This window comes from Brachyspira pilosicoli P43/6/78, assembly GCF_000325665.1.
GTDB classification, from domain to species: domain Bacteria; phylum Spirochaetota; class Brachyspiria; order Brachyspirales; family Brachyspiraceae; genus Brachyspira; species Brachyspira pilosicoli.
Genome location: NC_019908.1, coordinates 1,530,803 through 1,547,803, shown reverse-complemented (window position 1 = coordinate 1,547,803; position 17,001 = coordinate 1,530,803). Strand labels below are relative to the sequence as shown.

Below are 17,001 nucleotides of genomic sequence, written 5' to 3'. Positions count from 1 at the left end.
ACGTGCGGGGGAGTGCATTTTAATGTACAATTAAATTATGAAATTTATAATAAAAATGCAGTTCTTCGCGAAGCGTATACGAAGGATATAAGGTTGTTTTATACCAATACCGAAGGAACTTCCTACGGTTGCTTTGCGGACTTCGTCAAAGTTGCAAAAAATGCACATATTATATCTAATATCTTAGGAATATGTATTAAATGTGGTGTAAAACCTAAATTTTAGCTAAAAAATCTTAATAAAAATTCACACAAATACACTCTAATACATAACTTAATTTAAAACTTTTTTATAACCTTATTCGTCTAAAATTATACAACAATATGTATACATACTATATAAGAAGGAGTGCGAATGAGGAGTTTTATAGAGTTAGTAGTAAAAAGACCTGTAGCTGTTTTTATGTGTATAGTGGCTGTATTAATATTAGGTTTTGTAAGTTTAACAAAATTAGCAGTAGATTTTTTGCCTGATATGGAGCTTCCCTATATTACAGTAAGAACAGAATACGAGAATGCAGGCCCAGAAGAAGTAGAAAAATCAGTAACTAGAGTAGTTGAAAATGCAGTTGCTACAGTAAGCGGCATTAATTCAATAACTTCTACTTCAGAAGAAGGTCAGTCAAGTGTATTTATAGAGTTTAATTGGGGTACAGATTTAGCCGTTGCTACAGCCGATGTAAGAGAGGCAATAGACGGCATAAAAAACTCTCTTCCAGATGATGCAGAAAGCCCTACAGTATTTAAATTTTCTACAGATATGATGCCTGTAATGGAAATAGCATTTTTTGGTACAGATAATTTAGGGGCATTATATACTTTAATAGACAATCAAATATTAAATAAAATAGAGCAAGCATCAGGAGTAGCAAGAGCAGAAATTAGAGGCGGACTTAAAACAGAAATGAAAGTTGATTTAGTGTTAAACCGTCTTCATGCTTATGGTTTGGATATTAACAGCATAGTTTCTCTTTTGTCATCAGAAAATCAAAACCTATCAGGAGGAGACACATACGAAGGAGTTTATAAATATACTATAAGAACAATGGGTGAGTTTACAACTGTAGAAGATATTGAAAATACTGTTGTAGCATTAAAAACTAATGATACACCCATAAAATTAAAAGACATAGGAAGAGTTTATCAAGGATACAGCGACGATTCTGAGATAGTAAAAATAAATGGAATGCCTGCTATATCGGTATCTGTTAATAAAGAATCTGGAGGAAACTCTGTTAATGTATCAAAATCTGTAAAAAAACAATTAGAAAATTTGAATCTTCCAGAAGGCATAAAATATGAAATATTATTCAACAGTGCTGACAATGTAAATGAATCTATAAACGGAGTATTAGAAACAGCTTGGCAGGGAAGTTTATTTGCTGTTATAATACTTATGCTTTATTTGTGGAATATAAAAACAGTTTCTATAATAGCAATATCAATACCAATATCAATAATTATTACATTTACATTAATGTATTTTATGGGAATAACTTTAAATATTATTTCATTATCAGGACTTGTACTTGGAATTGGTATGATGGTTGATAACTCCATTGTAGTGCTTGAAAATATATTCTTTTATCGAAATAGCGGATACGGGAAATATTCTTCTGCCATAAACGGAACTTCTACAGTGGCATTAGCAATATCAGCTTCAACACTTACAACAATAGCTGTATTTTTGCCTTTTCTTTTTGTTGAAGGTCAAACAGGGCAGCTTTTTAAAGATTTATGTATCACTGTAACAGTTTCAATGATAGGCTCTTTATTTGTTGCTCTTACAGTTGTTCCTATGCTTGGAGCTAGACTTGTAACGAATAAAAAAACTCAATTTTTAATACCAATAGAAAATTTTGTTAATAAACAATTTCACGATAGGGTTAATAATATATACTCTTTTATGCTTAACTTTTCTATAAAAAATAAAAAGAAAGTTTTAATTTCTTCTTTAAGCGTGATACTTGCTGTAATAGTGTTTGGTTTAACATTTATAGGAAAAGAAGGTTTTCCAACTTCAGATGAAGGTCAATTTAAAATAGATGTAAAAATGCCAGTGGGTACAAAATCAGAACAAACTCAGTCTTTTGTAAACAGAATGGAAACAGATATACAAGAAGTAATAGGGGAAGATTTTGACAGAATGCAGTCAAGAGTAAAATCAGGTTCAGAAGAAAACTCTGCTGAAATAAGAGTGCAGTTAAGAGATAAAAGCGAAGGAAGAGAAAAGTCTGTTTATGAATATATAGAGCTTACAAGAAATGTATTATCATCTTACCCAGCTCAAATAAATATAGCAGCAATAAGTACTTCAGGTATAGGCGGCGGCGGAAGAAACGGAGGCACAGGCGGGCAAGAAATAGAAATAGAGCTTGTAGGCGATGATTTAGATAAAGCAACAGAAATAGCAAACAATATAATAAATGCAATATCCGACATAGAAGGGATAAGAGAGCCAAGACTTACAAGAGATGATTCAAACCCAGAATTAAAAGTATATATTAATAGAGAATTAGCAGCAAAAATGGGATTAAATGTTAACACTATAGCAAATATCATTAAAACAAGTTTTGCAGGAACAACAGCAACAACCATGACACCAGACAATTCTGATGTTACAGATATAGATGTCAATGTTCAGTTGGGTGAACCTGACAGACTTAATATAGATGATATATCAAGACTTATGATACCAACAACATCAGGAATAGTGCCTATATCATCAATAGCAACAGTGGAAAAAAGCTACGGACCTACAGAGATAGAGAGAAAAGACAGCACAAGAATAACAAGTATAAAAGCTTCAGCTTATAATAGAGCCTTAAGCGATGTAATGCTTGATGTTCAAGAAAAAATAAAAAATGAAGTATTTATACCTTCAGGATTTAGCATTAATTATGCTGGAGATTTTGAGGATATGAACGAAGCATTTTTACAATTACTTCAGGCTTTGATATTAGCATTAGTTTTGGTTTATGCAATAATGGCAAGTCAGTTTGAATCGTTTATTGCTCCTTTTGTTATAGCATTAGCTATTCCATTTGGGTTTGCAGGTTCATTAATAGCATTATTTATAAGCGGGCAAACATTAAGCGTGTATAGCGGTATAGGTTTTATAGTGCTTATTGGTATTGTAGTAAATAATGGTATTGTGCTTATAGATTATATGAATCAGCTTATGCATGAAAAACATGTTAGCGGAGATGAGGCTGCTTTAGAATCTGGACCTAGACGTTTAAGACCAGTACTTATGACAACACTTACAACAATACTAGGGCTTTTACCTATGGCATTATCTGGAGGAAGCGGAAATGAAATGTATCAGCCTTTATCTATTGCTGTGTTAGGAGGGCTTTTACTTTCAACTATGTTTACTTTAATAATAGTTCCTACAGTTTATGCTGCTATAAGAAATAAAATACCTCTAAAAGATTATGATAAAAAAGATTTAGAAAGCAGAAATGACTTTTCTAATTATGATACAATAACTGTAACAGGTAAATAATAATTTTTTATAGAGTATTATTTGTTTTTTAAGTTTTTATTTTTGATGACATTATCATAAATATAGTGGACATTACAACTAGTATTGAACCAAATAATATATTTATGGTTAATGTTTCATCATAAATAAATATAGAAGCTATTACTGTGGTTGTAGGTTCAAACATATTTAATATTGAGGCAAGTGAAGAGCCTAATTGTTTTACTCCATAAAGCAAAAGACCTAAAGAAAATATTGTACAAAGCAGAGATGTAGCAAGGAAATTATTAAATACATTTATGCTGTCAATCATTTTTAGGCTATTAGTTGCTATACCAAATATAAAAAATACTATAGATACAAATAAAGACATATAAAAAAGCGAAACCATAGTATCAAGTTTGGCAAATGAAGCCTTTTTGTTTGATATAATATAAACTCCGTATGTTACTGTGGTTATTAAAGCATATATTACACCCTTAAAAGATTCTACTTCCACAACCCTAGTTAAAAGCACTATTCCAATAACCGCAGAAATTACAGAGATTATTTTTAATATATTAATTTTCTCTTTATATACTATAGCCATTAATATAATTACTACAACAGGATATCCAAAGTGAATCATATTGGTAAGCCCTGCTGATATATATAATAAAGAAAGCGATAAAAAGAAAAATGTTAAGCCAAGACCTATTATACTAAATAAAATTAATTCAAAAAATTGTCTTTTATCTATTTTAAAACTTTTTTTTCTTATGAGTATTATAAAAAATAAAAAATATTGCTGTAAAAGCATATCTGTAAAAAACTATAGCTACAGATGAATAATTTTCTCTTATAATATTTTTTGTAAATATTGGAAGAAAACCATAGGCAATAGAAGCTATAATTACTAATAATACATTAATCATTTTATTTAGCTCTTCTTATCTTAACATCAAAACGCTCTTCTACCAAACTAATTAATTCAGGAAGTTTTTGCTCTGCTATCATTTTTAATTTTTCTCTGTTGATATTTTGAGCAGGGGAGCCAAGCATAATAGAGTTTGATTCTATTTTTACATTAGACATAACACCGCTTTGTCCGCCTAATATTACTCTATCTCCCAAAGTAACATGGTCAGCCAAACCAACCTGTCCTGCAAGCACACAATGATGACCTAATTTACTGCTTCCTGCAATTCCAACTTGTGATACAATGATAGAATGCTCTCCTATGTCGCAGTTATGAGCAATTTGCACTAAGTTGTCTATTTTTACGCCCTCTCTAATAATTGTAGAGCCTAAAGTAGCCCTATCTATACAAACATTAGCACCTATTTCAACATCATTTTCTATTACAACATTTCCCCTTTGAGGAATTTTCATCTGCTTTCCATTAACTTCAAAAAATCCAAAACCATCATTGCCAATAACAGTAGATGAACCTATTATAACATTGTTTTTGATTATGCATCTGTCATGTATAGAAACATTTGAATGTATAATGCAGTTTTCTCCTATTTCAACATCATCTCCCAAAAATACTCCGCTCTCTATTACACTTCCTTTAGCAATTTTTACATTCTTTCCAATATGGGCATTATCTCCTATATAGGTTTCTTTATCTATTTTTGCATTATCTTTTATAACGGCAGTACTTTCTACTGTACCTAATGGATATTTTTTATCTTCAAATAAAATATAGAGAAGTTTTATAAATGCTTCTTTAGGGTTTGCATGTATAATAGCAGTTTTCTTTTTAAAATCTTCTATAGTGTTTGCTAAATCCTCTCTTAAAATAATTGCACTCGCCTTACTATTTAAAGCTGTTTCTATGTATTTATTATTATCAACACAAACTATAGAGCCTTCTGATATATCATTAATAGGAGAGAGTGTTGTTATATTAATATTATCATCTCCTAGTATTTTTATGGCATTCAAAAATTTAGAAATATCTTTAATATTCATGTTAGCTCCATTTACAAATTTATTAAAAAATGTTATTTCATTTTATAAATAAATATGTTTTTTTGCAAATTTATATTTTTCTTATTATATTTTTTAAAAAATAAAAAACGCTATAGATAATAAAATCCATAGCGTTTAATATTGTATTATTTACTATTATTATTTTGAAGTTAGTGAAGCTAATAAATTGTTCATATCAGCTATTTCTTTTTCTTGGTCAGCTATTATTCTATTAGCAATCTCTTTAATTTTATCATCTTTTGTATAAGCTAATATTTGTTTAGAAGCATCAACAGCACCTTGATGATGAGGTATCATTCCTTTAATGAAATCTATATCATTATCAGCACTAACTTCTATCATAGACATTTCCATCATCATATCATTCATTATTTTTTCTGCTTCATCACCAAAAGCAACAGTATCTATATCGCTATAATCTGTATTTTTTGCTTTTAATTCATCTACTAAAGCAGTAAACTCTTTTATTTCTTTTTCTTGAGCTTGTATAATATTATTAGCCAAAGTTTTTAGAGTTTCATTTGTAGTAGTCTCAAGAAGTATTTTAGAAGAATCTATAGCACCTTGGTGATGAGGTATCATATTAACTAAAAAGTCAACATCTATATTTTTAGTTTTCTCAAAAGCCTGAGCCATCATAGGAGCATGCATTGCATCTATTATCTTAGAGCCTGATGCATTATGAGCAGCATGTGCATTATGAGTATTTTCTGCATTATTAGTTTGTGCTGCAGGAGTTGTATCTGTTTTTTGATTACAAGAAACAGTAAAAACTAACATCATTATAATAGTAATTATAGTTAAAAAGTTTTTCATTATGTAAATATCCTTTAATAAAATGTACTATTATAACATCTTAATTACATAAATGGTAAAATTATATAGATTCATCTTTTAAAAAATTATTAAATTGTGCCCTAGAATAAACTTCTATTCTATTGTTATGAAGTACGAAGCTTTTAGCACTGCTTGTGAGGTCTACTGGTACAATTAATATTCCATTTTTAGCACCAGCCTCAGAAACAAGCATTAAAAAGTCTCTAATCATAAGCTCGCCAATTTCAACATTATTCCATCTCTTGAAAGATATTAAAGTTAAATCTTTTTTACTGCTTTTCATGTTGTATGCTAAATAATCTACCTCATCTCCATAACTGTTTTTTCCTTTTTCGCCTGTGTATTCCTGAACTATAGAATGTGATAATTTATTTTTTATTATGTTTTGGCAAACCTTTTTAAAATCAAGCATACTCATTTTAAATATTTTATCTATTTTATTGGTAGTGCTAAATGTGTTTGATTTATTTTCATTTATAGATATTTTTAATTGATTTAATATAGAATCAGTATTAATTGTAGATGTTGTTTCTACTAAAGTGGATATATAATCAAAATCTATAAAAGAAGCTTCCCATAAACTAATTGTTTTATCCCAAAAAGCTGTTAAATCTTTATCTATATAGTTTTCAAAGTTATCATTTTTGTATTTTTGAAGATAGTATGAACCTGAATCTTTTATTTTATTTAATTGGTCTGATGCTTTATATATTTCAGATAAGTAGCTTAATATTTTATCAAGGTCATAGATATTAAACTCTTCTATATTGAATGATTTTACCGCTCTGATAGATTGTATTGAAAATTCTATGTCTCTTAAAAAATATGAATAGAATGCGTAATCAAATATTAAAGTTGATATTTTTTTATCAAATTGAGGAATTTTATATATTGAATACAATTTATCATAATATGTTTTAAATTGCTTATTATCTTCTAATTTGTATAATATAAATAAATATAACTTATCCAAATCAAATATATATTTATCATCGAGAGATTTATCTGCAAGTGTTATCTCTAAAAAAGATTTTGCTATATTGATTTCTTCAGATATTAAGTATAGTGAAATTAAAGATTTAGCTATTTGTTTAGATAGTTCTTTGTTTGTTTTTTCTTTATTTACTTTTTTATAGAGCATTTCTAAAAATGTAAGAGCTTTTTTATAATCTTTTACTTTATAAAAAGCAAAAGCTGCTGCTTTAATATTATCAATATCAAATTCATCTTTTGAAGATAATACTTTAGAAAAATAATCGCAAGCTATTTTAAAATTTCCTTCGTATGTTAATATAGTTGCAGCCTTTATAGCATATATTGTATTTTTAGGGTCTATTTTAAATACAATAGCAGAATATTTTAATGTGTTTTCTCTATTTCCTAATGAATAGTATTTTTCCTCCAATTTTTTTGCAGCATCAATCTGAGCCTTTCCTCTTAAATATCCTATATCCATTAATTGTTCATATTTTTTTAATGCTTCTTCATTCTCTCCTATATTTTCTTCCAACATTGCAAGTTCATATATTGCCTCATAATCATTTTCATCTTTAGCAACTCTTTTTTTTAATTCTAATATTCTCTCTTTGTTTAATTTTGCTGATACTTTTCCTATTTTAGTATCTTTATTTGCTATTATTTTTTTTATTAAGATAAATGTAAAGAAAGCTAATGCTATTAAGATTATTAAATATATAACTATATTATTCATAAATTATCTTTTTGTCCTTTCACTATTTTTTTCAAAAATATTTTATATTATTTTTTATTTTAAATAAAGTTAAAGATTATAAAATATTTTTTAGAAGTTTGTGTTTTATAGTTTTACTTGCAAAAAGTGTTTTTTTTGATAAAATCTATTTTAATTTTTTACTTATTTTAGTTAGGTTTTATATTTCTATGAATTATTTAATAACAGGTCCCATGTTTGCAGGGAAGTCAAAATATTTAATAAAGACTTTGGATTATCTTCTTATGGAAAAAAGTGATATTAAGATACTATTTATATATCCTAATATTTCTTATAGGGGGTATTTTTGCAGGGATAAAAATGTTGTATTTGACAAGAGAATAGATATTATAACTGAAGAGGAATTAGAGGATAAATTTACAAATATAGAAAATTATTTATCTAATTATGATGTTGTAGGTATTGATGAGTTTTGCTTTTTAAATAAAACTTCTGAGTTTATTAAACTAATAAAAGATTTTTCAAGAAATAATATTAATATAGATTTTTACATAGCTTCTTTGGATATGGATTTTAAGAGGAATTATTGGGAGAGTGTGAGCAGTTTGATTGAAGAAGATTTGATTGATGTGCATATAAAGGTTTTTGGAAAATGTGATTGCGGAAGAAAGGGGATATATTCAAAAAGAATAGTTAAAGATGTTGATAGAATTGTGATAGGAGATGATATATATAAATGCGTATGCAGGTACTGCTATGAGGGTGAAGATGAAGTTAAATTAAACTTATAATTTATTTAACATAATTAGTCAGCTCGCCAATATTTTCTATAGAGCAAGTTATTTTATCACCATTTTTCATATATTTAGGAGGGTTAAATCCCATACCAACTCCAGAAGGTGTGCCGGTTGCTATTATATCTCCTGGTTCTAGTGTCATTCCTTTAGATATATCGCTTACTAATTCATATATATTATGTATCATATGTTTTGTATTTGAGTTTTGTCTTATTTCATCGTTTAGAGTTGATTTTATATTTAAGTTATTTACATCTTTTATATCATCTTTATATACTATGCATGGCCCCATTGAACTGTAAGTATCTAAACTTTTTCCTTTATACCATTGAGAATGTTCTTTTTGTATTTTTCTTGAAGATATATCATTAAAAATACTATATCCGAATATATATTCATTTACTTCTTCTGCTTTTATATCTTTTGCTTTTTTACCTATTATAATTGCTAACTCTGCTTCATAGTCTAATGCTTCATCTAAATCTAATCTTGCATTTATATTATGATTATGTCCTATTATATAAATAGCTCTTTTAGAGAAATATACAGGTTTTGTGTTTTGTACATCATTAATATTATTTTTTACTTCGTTAATATGGTCTTGATAATTTACTCCTACGCATATTATATCATGTATAGGCTTTGTGATAGGTGAAAGTAATTGAAGTTTTTCTATTGAATAAGTTTGCTTGAAAGTATCTATTTCTTTTTCTAATTTATTTAGTATTTCTTTATTACAATTTTCTATAAAATTAATCATATTATAATTTTTAAACTCTGGTATAATATCTGCTATAGGTATAACATTTTGTTCATTTTTAGTTAAAATTCCTATTGCTTCAGTGTTATTCCATTCTAAATAAGATACAAATTTCATATGTTTCTCCAAAAAAACTCTATTTAATTATAATAAATAGTTGTAGTTTTTCAAGCATAATGAAAAAAAAGTGATTTTTTTTACTTTTATTGTATATGGAATTTTATTTTTATAAAAAAAATCCGATAAATATATGTATTATTATTATATTGAAAGCCTATACAAAAATAATACTTGACTAAAGCATTAAATATTATTATACTTTAATTAAGTATAGGTAATTAGTATTTTTAGGAGACAATGATGAAAAAACTAATTTTAGTAATCTTTTTAGTGAGTTTTAGTACAGTTTTTCCAGCATTTGAAGTTGATGTTATAGGACAGCTTAGTGCTGTAACTGGATTTCCAATTTTGGATTCTCAGACTGTAAAAATTAATGGATCAACAGAAGTAAGACCAGACCTTTCTGTTCAAATAGGATATATGCTTCCTATGCAAAACGGATTAAAAGGTATAAGCCTTTTAGGTGATGTTATGATAGAGCAAACTACTATAGGTATCACTTATCCTGGAGATAAAAAAATAGTTAATAAAGAAAGCGGTCTAAGTATGGGATTAGGTTTTACAACTAAATTTGTAATTGGAAATGTTAATAGCTTAATTCCTAGAGATACAGTTTTGGGTGTTGGGGTTGCTGCTAAAGCTTTAATATATGCTCCAAATATAGTACTTACTATGACTCCTCCTCCTATAAGTATTTATTTCAAAACTTTTGTAGAACAGAGATTCTTTATATCTAGACAGTTAGCTTTTGTAGTTGGACTTAATTTATATGTAGACTACATGCTTCCTATGACTTATAAAGTTGATCAGTTGTTTATGGGTTATTTTGTAACTAGTTACCTTGATTTAGGTATAGGTCTTAGCGTAGGACTTCACTTCGGTAATTAATTTTTATTGTTAAATAAATATATTTAGGGGACTATTAAAAATTTAATGGTCCTCTTATTTATTTTTTTAAATAATATATTATAATTCTATTAGCTAAAAATTTCTTTTTATGATTTATTTTCAATTTGGTTAATAATTGTATTAGAAGGAGAGAATATTGAAAAAAAAGATTTTGCTTATTTTATCTGTATTCGTTTTTTACAGTAATATTTTATTTAATGATGTAGTTAATAGTATAGTTGGAGTTGTTGGTTCTATTCCAATTACTTATGAAGATTTTGTAAGTAGGAAATCTTTTTTATCTCTTCAGGCTAGGTCTATTGGTAAAAAAATTAATGATGATATGGTTTACAAGGATTTAGTTGAAGAGCGAATAATGTATTTGAAGCTTAAAGAATATAATTATGTTATAGAAGAAAATGATGTAAGCAGACGTCTTGAGAACATTGCTAATCAGTATAATCTTACATTAGACCAATTTGCTAAACAGTTAAAAGCAGAAGGCATATCATATGACGAATACCGTAATTCCATAAAAAAACAAATAGCTATGGAAAATTTGAGCGGACTTGTTGTAAATAATACAGAAATCACAGATGCTGAGGCAGATGAGTATTATAATAATAGTAAAGATAAAACAGCCTTTGAGGTAGATACTTTAGTAAAGCTTTCTTGGATATTTTTCAAAGCGACCACTTTTACAGAAAAAGGTGAAAAGCAAGAATTGGCAGATAAAGTTAGAGGTATGGCGGCAAGAGGTAATGATTTTGCTGAGTTAGCTAAAAAATATAGCGATGATGAAAAAACAAAGAATTATGGCGGAGATTTGGGCTATAATCTTTTATATGATGCAGGAAAACGTTCTTTGCCTGCACAGGTAAATGCTGGTCTTACTTTAGCAAAGAGAGGATATAAAGTAGGTACAGTGAGCTCAGTTCGTGAGTTGGTTGGTAAAGGCTTTTATATAGTAAAAATAGTAGAAATACAAAAGGATATGGATAGTATTCGCACAAGAGTAAAAAACTACCTAAGCGAGATTCGTATGAGAGATTCTTTTGTAAAATGGCTCGATGATGAAACTAAAAGAGTTACTATAAAGTTATATAAATAGTGTTGACAGAATTGTAAAAATATAGTATAATATATTACTCATGTAATAGTAGAATTTTAAAATTAATATAAATGGAGAAAAACCATCATGTATGCAATAGTAGAAGTAAAGGGAAAACAATACAAAATAGAAAAAGGACAAGATATCTTAATAGAATATTTGGGCGATGATGCTAAAGAATCACCAGAAATAAAAACGCTCCTTTCTAAAAAAAGATGATGAAAGTGTAGTTGTTGGTACACCTTATGTAAATGGAGTAAAAATAAGTTCTAAAATAGTTGAAAGCTTAAAAGGTGATAAAGTAGTAATAGGTAAACACAAAAGAAGAAAAGATTATAAAAGAAAAACAGGTCATAGACATAAATATCATAAAATCACTATAGAAGATATTACATTAGCTTAATATATAATGTCTTCTTTATTCAGTGTTGTTTATAATAGTGATGGTGTTATAATAAAAGTTACTATAGAAGGGCATGCTGGAATAAAAAAGTCTGGTGAAGGTTATGAGGTATGTATAGCTTTGAGTGCTTTATCTCAGGCTATGCTTAATGCTCTCACTGAAATAGTTGGCAGTAAGAGTATTAAACATAAAATTAATGATGGATATTTAAGCTTTGAATTGATTGGGTTTGATAAACTTAACAAAGAAAAAGCTTATGAGTATATTACAGTTAGTAGAGGGTATTTACTAGGTATAAAATCTCTTATTAAAGAGTATCCCGACTATGTAAAATATAAAGAGGAGTTAAAAAATGGCACATAAGAAAGGTGGCGGAAGTTCAAAAAATGGACGTGATAGTCAATCTAAACGTTTAGGTGTGAAAGTTTATGGTGGAGAAAAGGTTGTATCTGGTAACATTATAGTTAGACAAAGAGGTACACAATTCCATGTTGGTAAAAATGTTGATATAGGCAGAGACCATACTATTTTTGCAACTGCTAATGGTGTTGTTAAATTCCACACTAATAAGTTTGGTAAAAAAACTATAAGTGTAATAGCTGAATAATATTATACACTTAAAATATATTATTTTTATTAATATCCTATTCTTATTTTAAGAGTGGGATATTTTTGTTTATTTGTTATATTTAAACCAAGAGGATAATTATTTTATGAGAATATTATTTATAGTTTTAGGATTTATATTTCTTGGAGTAGGGGCTATTGGTATAGTTGTGCCTATTTTACCTACAACACCTTTTTTACTCTTGGCTTCATTTTTCTTTGCTAAAGGCTCTAAAAGATTTCATGATTGGTTTTTATCTACAAAATTATACAAAAAATATTTAGAGAGCTTTGTAAAATCAAGGGCTATGACTCTAAAAGGAAAATTAACAATACTTATACCTGTAAGCTGCATGCTTATAATAACATTCATTTTAGTAGATAATATATATGCTCGTATAGTTTTGGTGATATTATTTATTTCAAAATATGTTTATTTCTTTACGCAGATTAGAACAGTTTCAGATGAAGAGCTAAGTAAGATGCGAATAAGCTATCAAGAAGAGGAATGATTGTTTCAGTATATAAGTAATAAATAACTATATTTTTATTTTATATTATTGGCTTTACCAGAATTAAGGAATTTTGCTATAACACTTGTACTTTCGCGAAGAGTGCCCGAAGGGCGAAAACTTTGATGAAATCCGCAGAGCGAAGGCGGGAAAAGTTGAATAAAATAATCATATAACAAAATATAGTTATTTTAGAATATATTGATTTGAGTTTACCAAAAAATATTTATTAAGTTTTTTGTTTGTGGTGGCTTTGCCCCCTGCGAAGCGTGCCCTTAGGGTACACGCCCCCAGTTCTTTTATTGGTATAAAAGAACCAAAAGAACTGCATTTAATAAAGTATAGCTTTTTATATCCATATATTAAATATTTTACATTTATTTATGTATTTACTAACATACAAAGTTAAAACACTTGCACTTTTTGGTTCTTTTTGCTACGGGAAAAAGAACAAGAAAAAGTTGATAGAAAATATTATTTTAATATACAATTCCGCCGCACAATGTAATCTCGCCGTCATAGCAAACGCATGATTGTCCTTTGGCTACTATACCTGTAGGCTCTAAAAAATGTATATCTATTCTGTTATCATCTATTGGCACAACATTTGCCATAGTACCTTTATGGGCACTTCTTGTTTTTACTAATGCTGTAAACTCTTTTTCTCTTTTGTTTACTATCCAGTTTATATCATATATTGTAACTTTGTCTATAATGGTGTGATTTTTATTTCCAACATAAACAGTGTTAGTGCTGCTGTCTAATGATATTATAAAAAGAGGCTCTTTGTATGCAATGCCAAGTCCTTTTCTCTGCCCAACTGTATAATGCCATATTCCATTATGCTTACCTAATATTTCATTAGTTTCTATATGCACAATATTTCCTTCTAAATCCTCATCAAATAGTCTATGATATTCACCTGCAAAAAAGTCTTGACTATCATTTTTTTCTGCCACATCAATAAGATTATACTCTCTTGCTAAGCTTCTTGTCTCTTCTTTAGTCATCTCATACATAGGAAACATTATTTTTGATAATTGCTCTTGGGTTAATCTATATAAAAAATAAGATTGGTCTTTGATGTGGTTTTTTCCTCTTAAAAGTATATATCTTTTTTCCTCTTCATCATATCTCACACCTGCATAATGTCCGGTAGCAAATTTATCGAAAGTTAAACCGCTTTTTTCTATGGCATCAAATAAAGCCATAAACTTAATTTCTCTATTGCACATTATACAAGGGTTTGGGGTAAGACCTTTTTTGTATGAATCTTTTACATAATCTATTACTTTTTTTTGAAATAATTCACTAACATTAAAAGCATAATAATCAATGCCAATTTGAGCGGCATATTTTTTGCATTCTTCTACCACTTTATTTTGATAAGGACCATAACAAGAACCAGCTAAAGGAGCTCTCTCATCACCGTCCCAAAGAAGCATTGTAACTCCAAAAACTTCATTACCCTGTTCTTTTAAAAGCTTTGCCGTTGTTGTAGAATCTACTCCTGCACTCATACCAACAGCTATTTTTGACATATATTTTTAATCCTTTTTTAATGTAATAGATATGTTTGTTTTTATGAACCTTTTTTTTGCATAGCTTCTATTAAATCTTTATCCAATTCTTTAGCACTATTATAGCCCATCTCTTTTAAACGTAAGTTTTTAGCGGCAGTTTCTATTAATATACATATGTTTCTTCCGGCACGCACAGGCAATTTTATATAAGGTATTTCAGTGTTTAGTATATTATAAGTTTTATCATAAAGCCCCATTCTGTCATACTGCTCATCATCTTTCCACTGTTCAAGCTCAATCACCAAATCAAGCCTTTTTTTATCTCTAATGGCACTCATACCAGAAAGCCTGCTTATATCTACTATTCCAATACCTCTTACTTCCATTTTATGCTTAATAACATCATGTTTTTTACCAATAATTCTGCCGTCTTTTAATTTTTTAAACTCAACAGTATCATCTGCTATAAGCCTATGACCTTTATATATAAGCTCTAAAGTAGCCTCACTCTTACCAACACCGCTTTTACCTAATATTAAAATTCCAACTCCAAAAACCTCAACAAGCCCGCCATGAACTCTAAAAGATTCTAAAAACTCCTCTTCTATTAAGTTTTGCATAGATAATACAAACTCATTAGTAGGAAGTTCAGTAACAATAACACATATATCATTCTTTTTAGCAATTTCTATAAAAGATTCAGGCGGTACAAGCCCATAAGTAAATATACATATAGGAATCTTATAAGAAAGCATCTCTTCAAATATATCAGTCTTATTTTCTTTGTCTAAAGTTACAACATAATTTCCTTCGCCTTTTCCGAATATCTGTATTCTTTCAAAAGCAAAATCCTGAAAGTATCTAAATAATGCCATACCAGGTCTGTTGACATCGCAGCTGTATATTTCATTTTTCATGCCAATTAAACCAGTTAATCTTCTTATTTTTAATATGTTGTTTCTGTTTTCGTTGATTTCAAGGAATTTTTCAACATTTATTTTTTTAGGCATTATAATTTCATTTCCTCTTTAGCGATAAGAGATATTATATCTTCATTTTTATCTGTGTTTATAAGTTTTTCTACAAAATGGCTATTGTCTCTAAGTATTTTAGCTATTGTAGTTAATACTTTTAAATTCTCTGATGCAGAATCTTTAGGAGCAAGAAGCATAAAAACTATAAATACTTTTTTCTTGTCTACAGATTTATAATTTATTCCATTTTTTATTGTGGCAACAGTTAAAACTATCTTGTCTACAGCATCAGTTTTAGCATGTGGAATAGCTATGCCATTTCCAACCCCTGTGCTCATGAGTTTTTCTCTAGCCATAATTGAATGTTCTGCTTCGTCTTTACTCAGCAAAAGACCGCATTCATTAAGCCTTTCTACCATTTTAGAGAGCAAACGTTCTTTATCTGTCTCTTGAACATCTATCATTATTGCATCTTTGTTGATATAGTCTATCAAGCTCATTTTTATTAAGCCCTCCAAAATAGTATTAATTTATAAAAAATTATATCTCAAATATTCTTATTAAAGTAAAAGATATATCTGATTCTTTATATAAAGCTTCTACCTGACCTGTAACACTGCTTACATATACTACAAATTTTTCATTGTTGTTTTCTGTTAAGTAGTTTACTGCCTCACTCACATTGTATTCTTTTAATTCATATTTTTTGCTAGAACTAGCATCTATATTATTGTCGCTAGTTAAACTTACTTCATCTATATTCCAAGAATTAGAATCATCGCTCTCATATATTTCATAAGTTTTAGAATCATTTCCTTTAAATAAGTAAGAAGGATATTTACCTATTTTTACACTGTACAAATCTTCTTCTCTTTTTATAGGGAAATAAGCAAGATACGGTCTCTTATCATGATTAAATATAACAAGAGCATCAATTTCATCTAAAGGTTTTTCATACAAAGATACTGTATTTATAGAATAAGAAGCATCATCTTCAGTTTGTACACTTTTATCAACTACAGCTCTTTGAGATTTATCTATATTTTTCTCTTTAGATTTTCTAACCTTTCTTTCTATTTTTTGAAACATTGTATCTATTGCTGCATACAAGTCTTTTTCTTTTTCTTTATCATGGAATACTTGTTTACCGAAAGTAATAGTACCTTGAACTATATATTCTTCATGTATATGCTCACATATGATATTAGCATCTATGATTTTATCAGAATGAACTTTTATATTTTGCATCTTATTAGCTATATGTTCTCTTACGTTTTTAGTGATTCTCACATTTTTACCTATAATGTTTTGATGCAT

The 17,001-nt window shown here is 28.3% G+C and carries 19 protein-coding genes; 9 read left to right on the top strand and 10 right to left on the bottom strand.

The features are described 5' to 3' along the window. The first annotated feature begins 354 nt into the window (after positions 1-354). Complete coding sequence (locus BPP43_RS06840) at positions 355-3,507, top strand: efflux RND transporter permease subunit (RefSeq protein WP_015274541.1); 3,153 nt, start codon at positions 355-357, stop codon at positions 3,505-3,507. A gap of 28 nt (positions 3,508-3,535) precedes the next feature. Here BPP43_RS06840 and BPP43_RS06835 read toward each other — a convergent pair whose 3' ends face one another. The 5 genes from BPP43_RS06835 to BPP43_RS06820 all read right to left on the bottom strand — a co-directional run bounded on the left by BPP43_RS06835 (position 3,536) and on the right by BPP43_RS06820 (position 8,011). Next, positions 3,536-4,285 (bottom strand): DMT family transporter, encoded by a 750-nt coding sequence (locus tag BPP43_RS06835; protein ID WP_252832274.1) that lies wholly within the window; start codon positions 4,283-4,285, stop codon positions 3,536-3,538. Further along, complete coding sequence (locus BPP43_RS12190) at positions 4,227-4,400, bottom strand: EamA family transporter (RefSeq protein ID WP_252832273.1); 174 nt, start codon at positions 4,398-4,400, stop codon at positions 4,227-4,229. The genes BPP43_RS06835 and BPP43_RS12190 overlap by 59 nt, the downstream gene beginning before the upstream one ends. Before the next feature lies 1 nt (position 4,401). Next, the gene (gene lpxD / locus BPP43_RS06830) at positions 4,402-5,442 is read right to left on the bottom strand and encodes a UDP-3-O-(3-hydroxymyristoyl)glucosamine N-acyltransferase (protein WP_014936734.1); all 1,041 of its coding nucleotides are present in this window, start codon (positions 5,440-5,442) and stop codon (positions 4,402-4,404) included. A 159-nt stretch (positions 5,443-5,601) separates the two neighbouring features. Next, positions 5,602-6,279 (bottom strand): DUF305 domain-containing protein, encoded by a 678-nt coding sequence (locus tag BPP43_RS06825; protein WP_015274540.1) that lies wholly within the window; start codon positions 6,277-6,279, stop codon positions 5,602-5,604. A gap of 61 nt (positions 6,280-6,340) precedes the next feature. Continuing rightward, complete coding sequence (locus BPP43_RS06820; protein ID WP_014936733.1) at positions 6,341-8,011, bottom strand: restriction endonuclease; 1,671 nt, start codon at positions 8,009-8,011, stop codon at positions 6,341-6,343. Between the two features lie 188 nt (positions 8,012-8,199). Here BPP43_RS06820 and BPP43_RS06815 point away from each other — a divergent pair, with 188 nt between their 5' ends. Continuing rightward, on the top strand, positions 8,200-8,781 hold the full coding sequence (locus BPP43_RS06815) for a thymidine kinase (RefSeq protein ID WP_014932375.1): 582 nt from the start codon (positions 8,200-8,202) through the stop codon (positions 8,779-8,781). Between the two features lies 1 nt (position 8,782). On the opposite strand, the gene BPP43_RS06810 is transcribed toward BPP43_RS06815, so the two are convergent. Next, positions 8,783-9,664, bottom strand: a complete 882-nt coding sequence (locus tag BPP43_RS06810) for a fumarylacetoacetate hydrolase family protein (RefSeq protein ID WP_015274538.1) — start codon at positions 9,662-9,664, stop codon at positions 8,783-8,785. A gap of 243 nt (positions 9,665-9,907) precedes the next feature. Between BPP43_RS06810 and BPP43_RS06805 the strand changes: the two genes are divergently transcribed. The 7 genes from BPP43_RS06805 to BPP43_RS06780 all read left to right on the top strand — a co-directional run bounded on the left by BPP43_RS06805 (position 9,908) and on the right by BPP43_RS06780 (position 13,187). After that, positions 9,908-10,555 carry a hypothetical protein gene (locus BPP43_RS06805; protein ID WP_014936731.1) on the top strand — a complete coding sequence of 216 codons (648 nt, stop codon included), beginning with the start codon at positions 9,908-9,910 and terminating at the stop codon, positions 10,553-10,555. 157 nt (positions 10,556-10,712) lie between these two features. Then, a complete protein-coding gene (locus tag BPP43_RS06800) occupies positions 10,713-11,666 on the top strand; it encodes a peptidylprolyl isomerase (RefSeq protein WP_015274537.1) in 954 nt (317 codons plus the stop codon). A gap of 87 nt (positions 11,667-11,753) precedes the next feature. Beyond that, entirely contained in the window at positions 11,754-11,885 is a 132-nt protein-coding gene (locus BPP43_RS12185; protein WP_015274536.1) for a bL21 family ribosomal protein, read from the top strand. A 43-nt stretch (positions 11,886-11,928) separates the two neighbouring features. After that, positions 11,929-12,069: a bL21 family ribosomal protein gene (locus BPP43_RS12180; RefSeq protein WP_252832426.1), complete on the top strand. Its 141-nt coding sequence runs from the start codon at positions 11,929-11,931 to the stop codon at positions 12,067-12,069. A gap of 6 nt (positions 12,070-12,075) precedes the next feature. After that, entirely contained in the window at positions 12,076-12,432 is a 357-nt protein-coding gene (locus BPP43_RS06790) for a ribosomal-processing cysteine protease Prp (protein WP_014936729.1), read from the top strand. Beyond that, positions 12,422-12,676, top strand: a complete 255-nt coding sequence (gene rpmA, locus BPP43_RS06785; protein WP_013244528.1) for a 50S ribosomal protein L27 — start codon at positions 12,422-12,424, stop codon at positions 12,674-12,676. Before BPP43_RS06790 ends, rpmA begins: the two co-directional genes overlap by 11 nt. A gap of 106 nt (positions 12,677-12,782) precedes the next feature. Continuing rightward, positions 12,783-13,187, top strand: a complete 405-nt coding sequence (locus BPP43_RS06780; RefSeq protein ID WP_015274535.1) for a YbaN family protein — start codon at positions 12,783-12,785, stop codon at positions 13,185-13,187. 479 nt (positions 13,188-13,666) lie between these two features. On the opposite strand, the gene mnmA is transcribed toward BPP43_RS06780, so the two are convergent. The 4 genes from mnmA to hpf are packed head-to-tail and all read right to left on the bottom strand — an operon-like array spanning position 13,667 to position 17,001. Next, positions 13,667-14,728 carry a tRNA 2-thiouridine(34) synthase MnmA gene (mnmA, locus tag BPP43_RS06775; protein ID WP_013244530.1) on the bottom strand — a complete coding sequence of 354 codons (1,062 nt, stop codon included), beginning with the start codon at positions 14,726-14,728 and terminating at the stop codon, positions 13,667-13,669. A 41-nt stretch (positions 14,729-14,769) separates the two neighbouring features. Beyond that, on the bottom strand, positions 14,770-15,720 hold the full coding sequence (hprK, locus tag BPP43_RS06770) for an HPr(Ser) kinase/phosphatase (RefSeq protein WP_013244531.1): 951 nt from the start codon (positions 15,718-15,720) through the stop codon (positions 14,770-14,772). After that, positions 15,720-16,184 (bottom strand): PTS sugar transporter subunit IIA, encoded by a 465-nt coding sequence (locus BPP43_RS06765; protein ID WP_014932382.1) that lies wholly within the window; start codon positions 16,182-16,184, stop codon positions 15,720-15,722. The genes hprK and BPP43_RS06765 overlap by 1 nt, the downstream gene beginning before the upstream one ends. Positions 16,185-16,224: 40 nt before the next feature. Continuing rightward, positions 16,225-17,001 carry a ribosome hibernation-promoting factor, HPF/YfiA family gene (gene hpf / locus BPP43_RS06760; RefSeq protein WP_013244533.1) on the bottom strand — a complete coding sequence of 259 codons (777 nt, stop codon included), beginning with the start codon at positions 16,999-17,001 and terminating at the stop codon, positions 16,225-16,227.

Coding starts and splice junctions, on each gene's coding strand:
- BPP43_RS06840 (WP_015274541.1), top strand. CDS start 355: ATGAGGAGTTTTATAGAGTTAGTAGTAAAAAGACCTGTAGCTGTTTTT.
- BPP43_RS06835 (WP_252832274.1), bottom strand. CDS start 4,285: ATGCTTTTACAGCAATATTTTTTATTTTTTATAATACTCATAAGAAAA.
- BPP43_RS12190 (WP_252832273.1), bottom strand. CDS start 4,400: ATGATTAATGTATTATTAGTAATTATAGCTTCTATTGCCTATGGTTTT.
- lpxD (WP_014936734.1), bottom strand. CDS start 5,442: ATGAATATTAAAGATATTTCTAAATTTTTGAATGCCATAAAAATACTA.
- BPP43_RS06825 (WP_015274540.1), bottom strand. CDS start 6,279: ATGAAAAACTTTTTAACTATAATTACTATTATAATGATGTTAGTTTTT.
- BPP43_RS06820 (WP_014936733.1), bottom strand. CDS start 8,011: ATGAATAATATAGTTATATATTTAATAATCTTAATAGCATTAGCTTTC.
- BPP43_RS06815 (WP_014932375.1), top strand. CDS start 8,200: ATGAATTATTTAATAACAGGTCCCATGTTTGCAGGGAAGTCAAAATAT.
- BPP43_RS06810 (WP_015274538.1), bottom strand. CDS start 9,664: ATGAAATTTGTATCTTATTTAGAATGGAATAACACTGAAGCAATAGGA.
- BPP43_RS06805 (WP_014936731.1), top strand. CDS start 9,908: ATGAAAAAACTAATTTTAGTAATCTTTTTAGTGAGTTTTAGTACAGTT.
- BPP43_RS12185 (WP_015274536.1), top strand. CDS start 11,754: ATGTATGCAATAGTAGAAGTAAAGGGAAAACAATACAAAATAGAAAAA.
- BPP43_RS06790 (WP_014936729.1), top strand. CDS start 12,076: ATGTCTTCTTTATTCAGTGTTGTTTATAATAGTGATGGTGTTATAATA.
- rpmA (WP_013244528.1), top strand. CDS start 12,422: ATGGCACATAAGAAAGGTGGCGGAAGTTCAAAAAATGGACGTGATAGT.
- BPP43_RS06780 (WP_015274535.1), top strand. CDS start 12,783: ATGAGAATATTATTTATAGTTTTAGGATTTATATTTCTTGGAGTAGGG.
- mnmA (WP_013244530.1), bottom strand. CDS start 14,728: ATGTCAAAAATAGCTGTTGGTATGAGTGCAGGAGTAGATTCTACAACA.
- hprK (WP_013244531.1), bottom strand. CDS start 15,720: ATGCCTAAAAAAATAAATGTTGAAAAATTCCTTGAAATCAACGAAAAC.
- BPP43_RS06765 (WP_014932382.1), bottom strand. CDS start 16,184: ATGAGCTTGATAGACTATATCAACAAAGATGCAATAATGATAGATGTT.
- hpf (WP_013244533.1), bottom strand. CDS start 17,001: ATGCATCAAAACATTATAGGTAAAAATGTGAGAATCACTAAAAACGTA.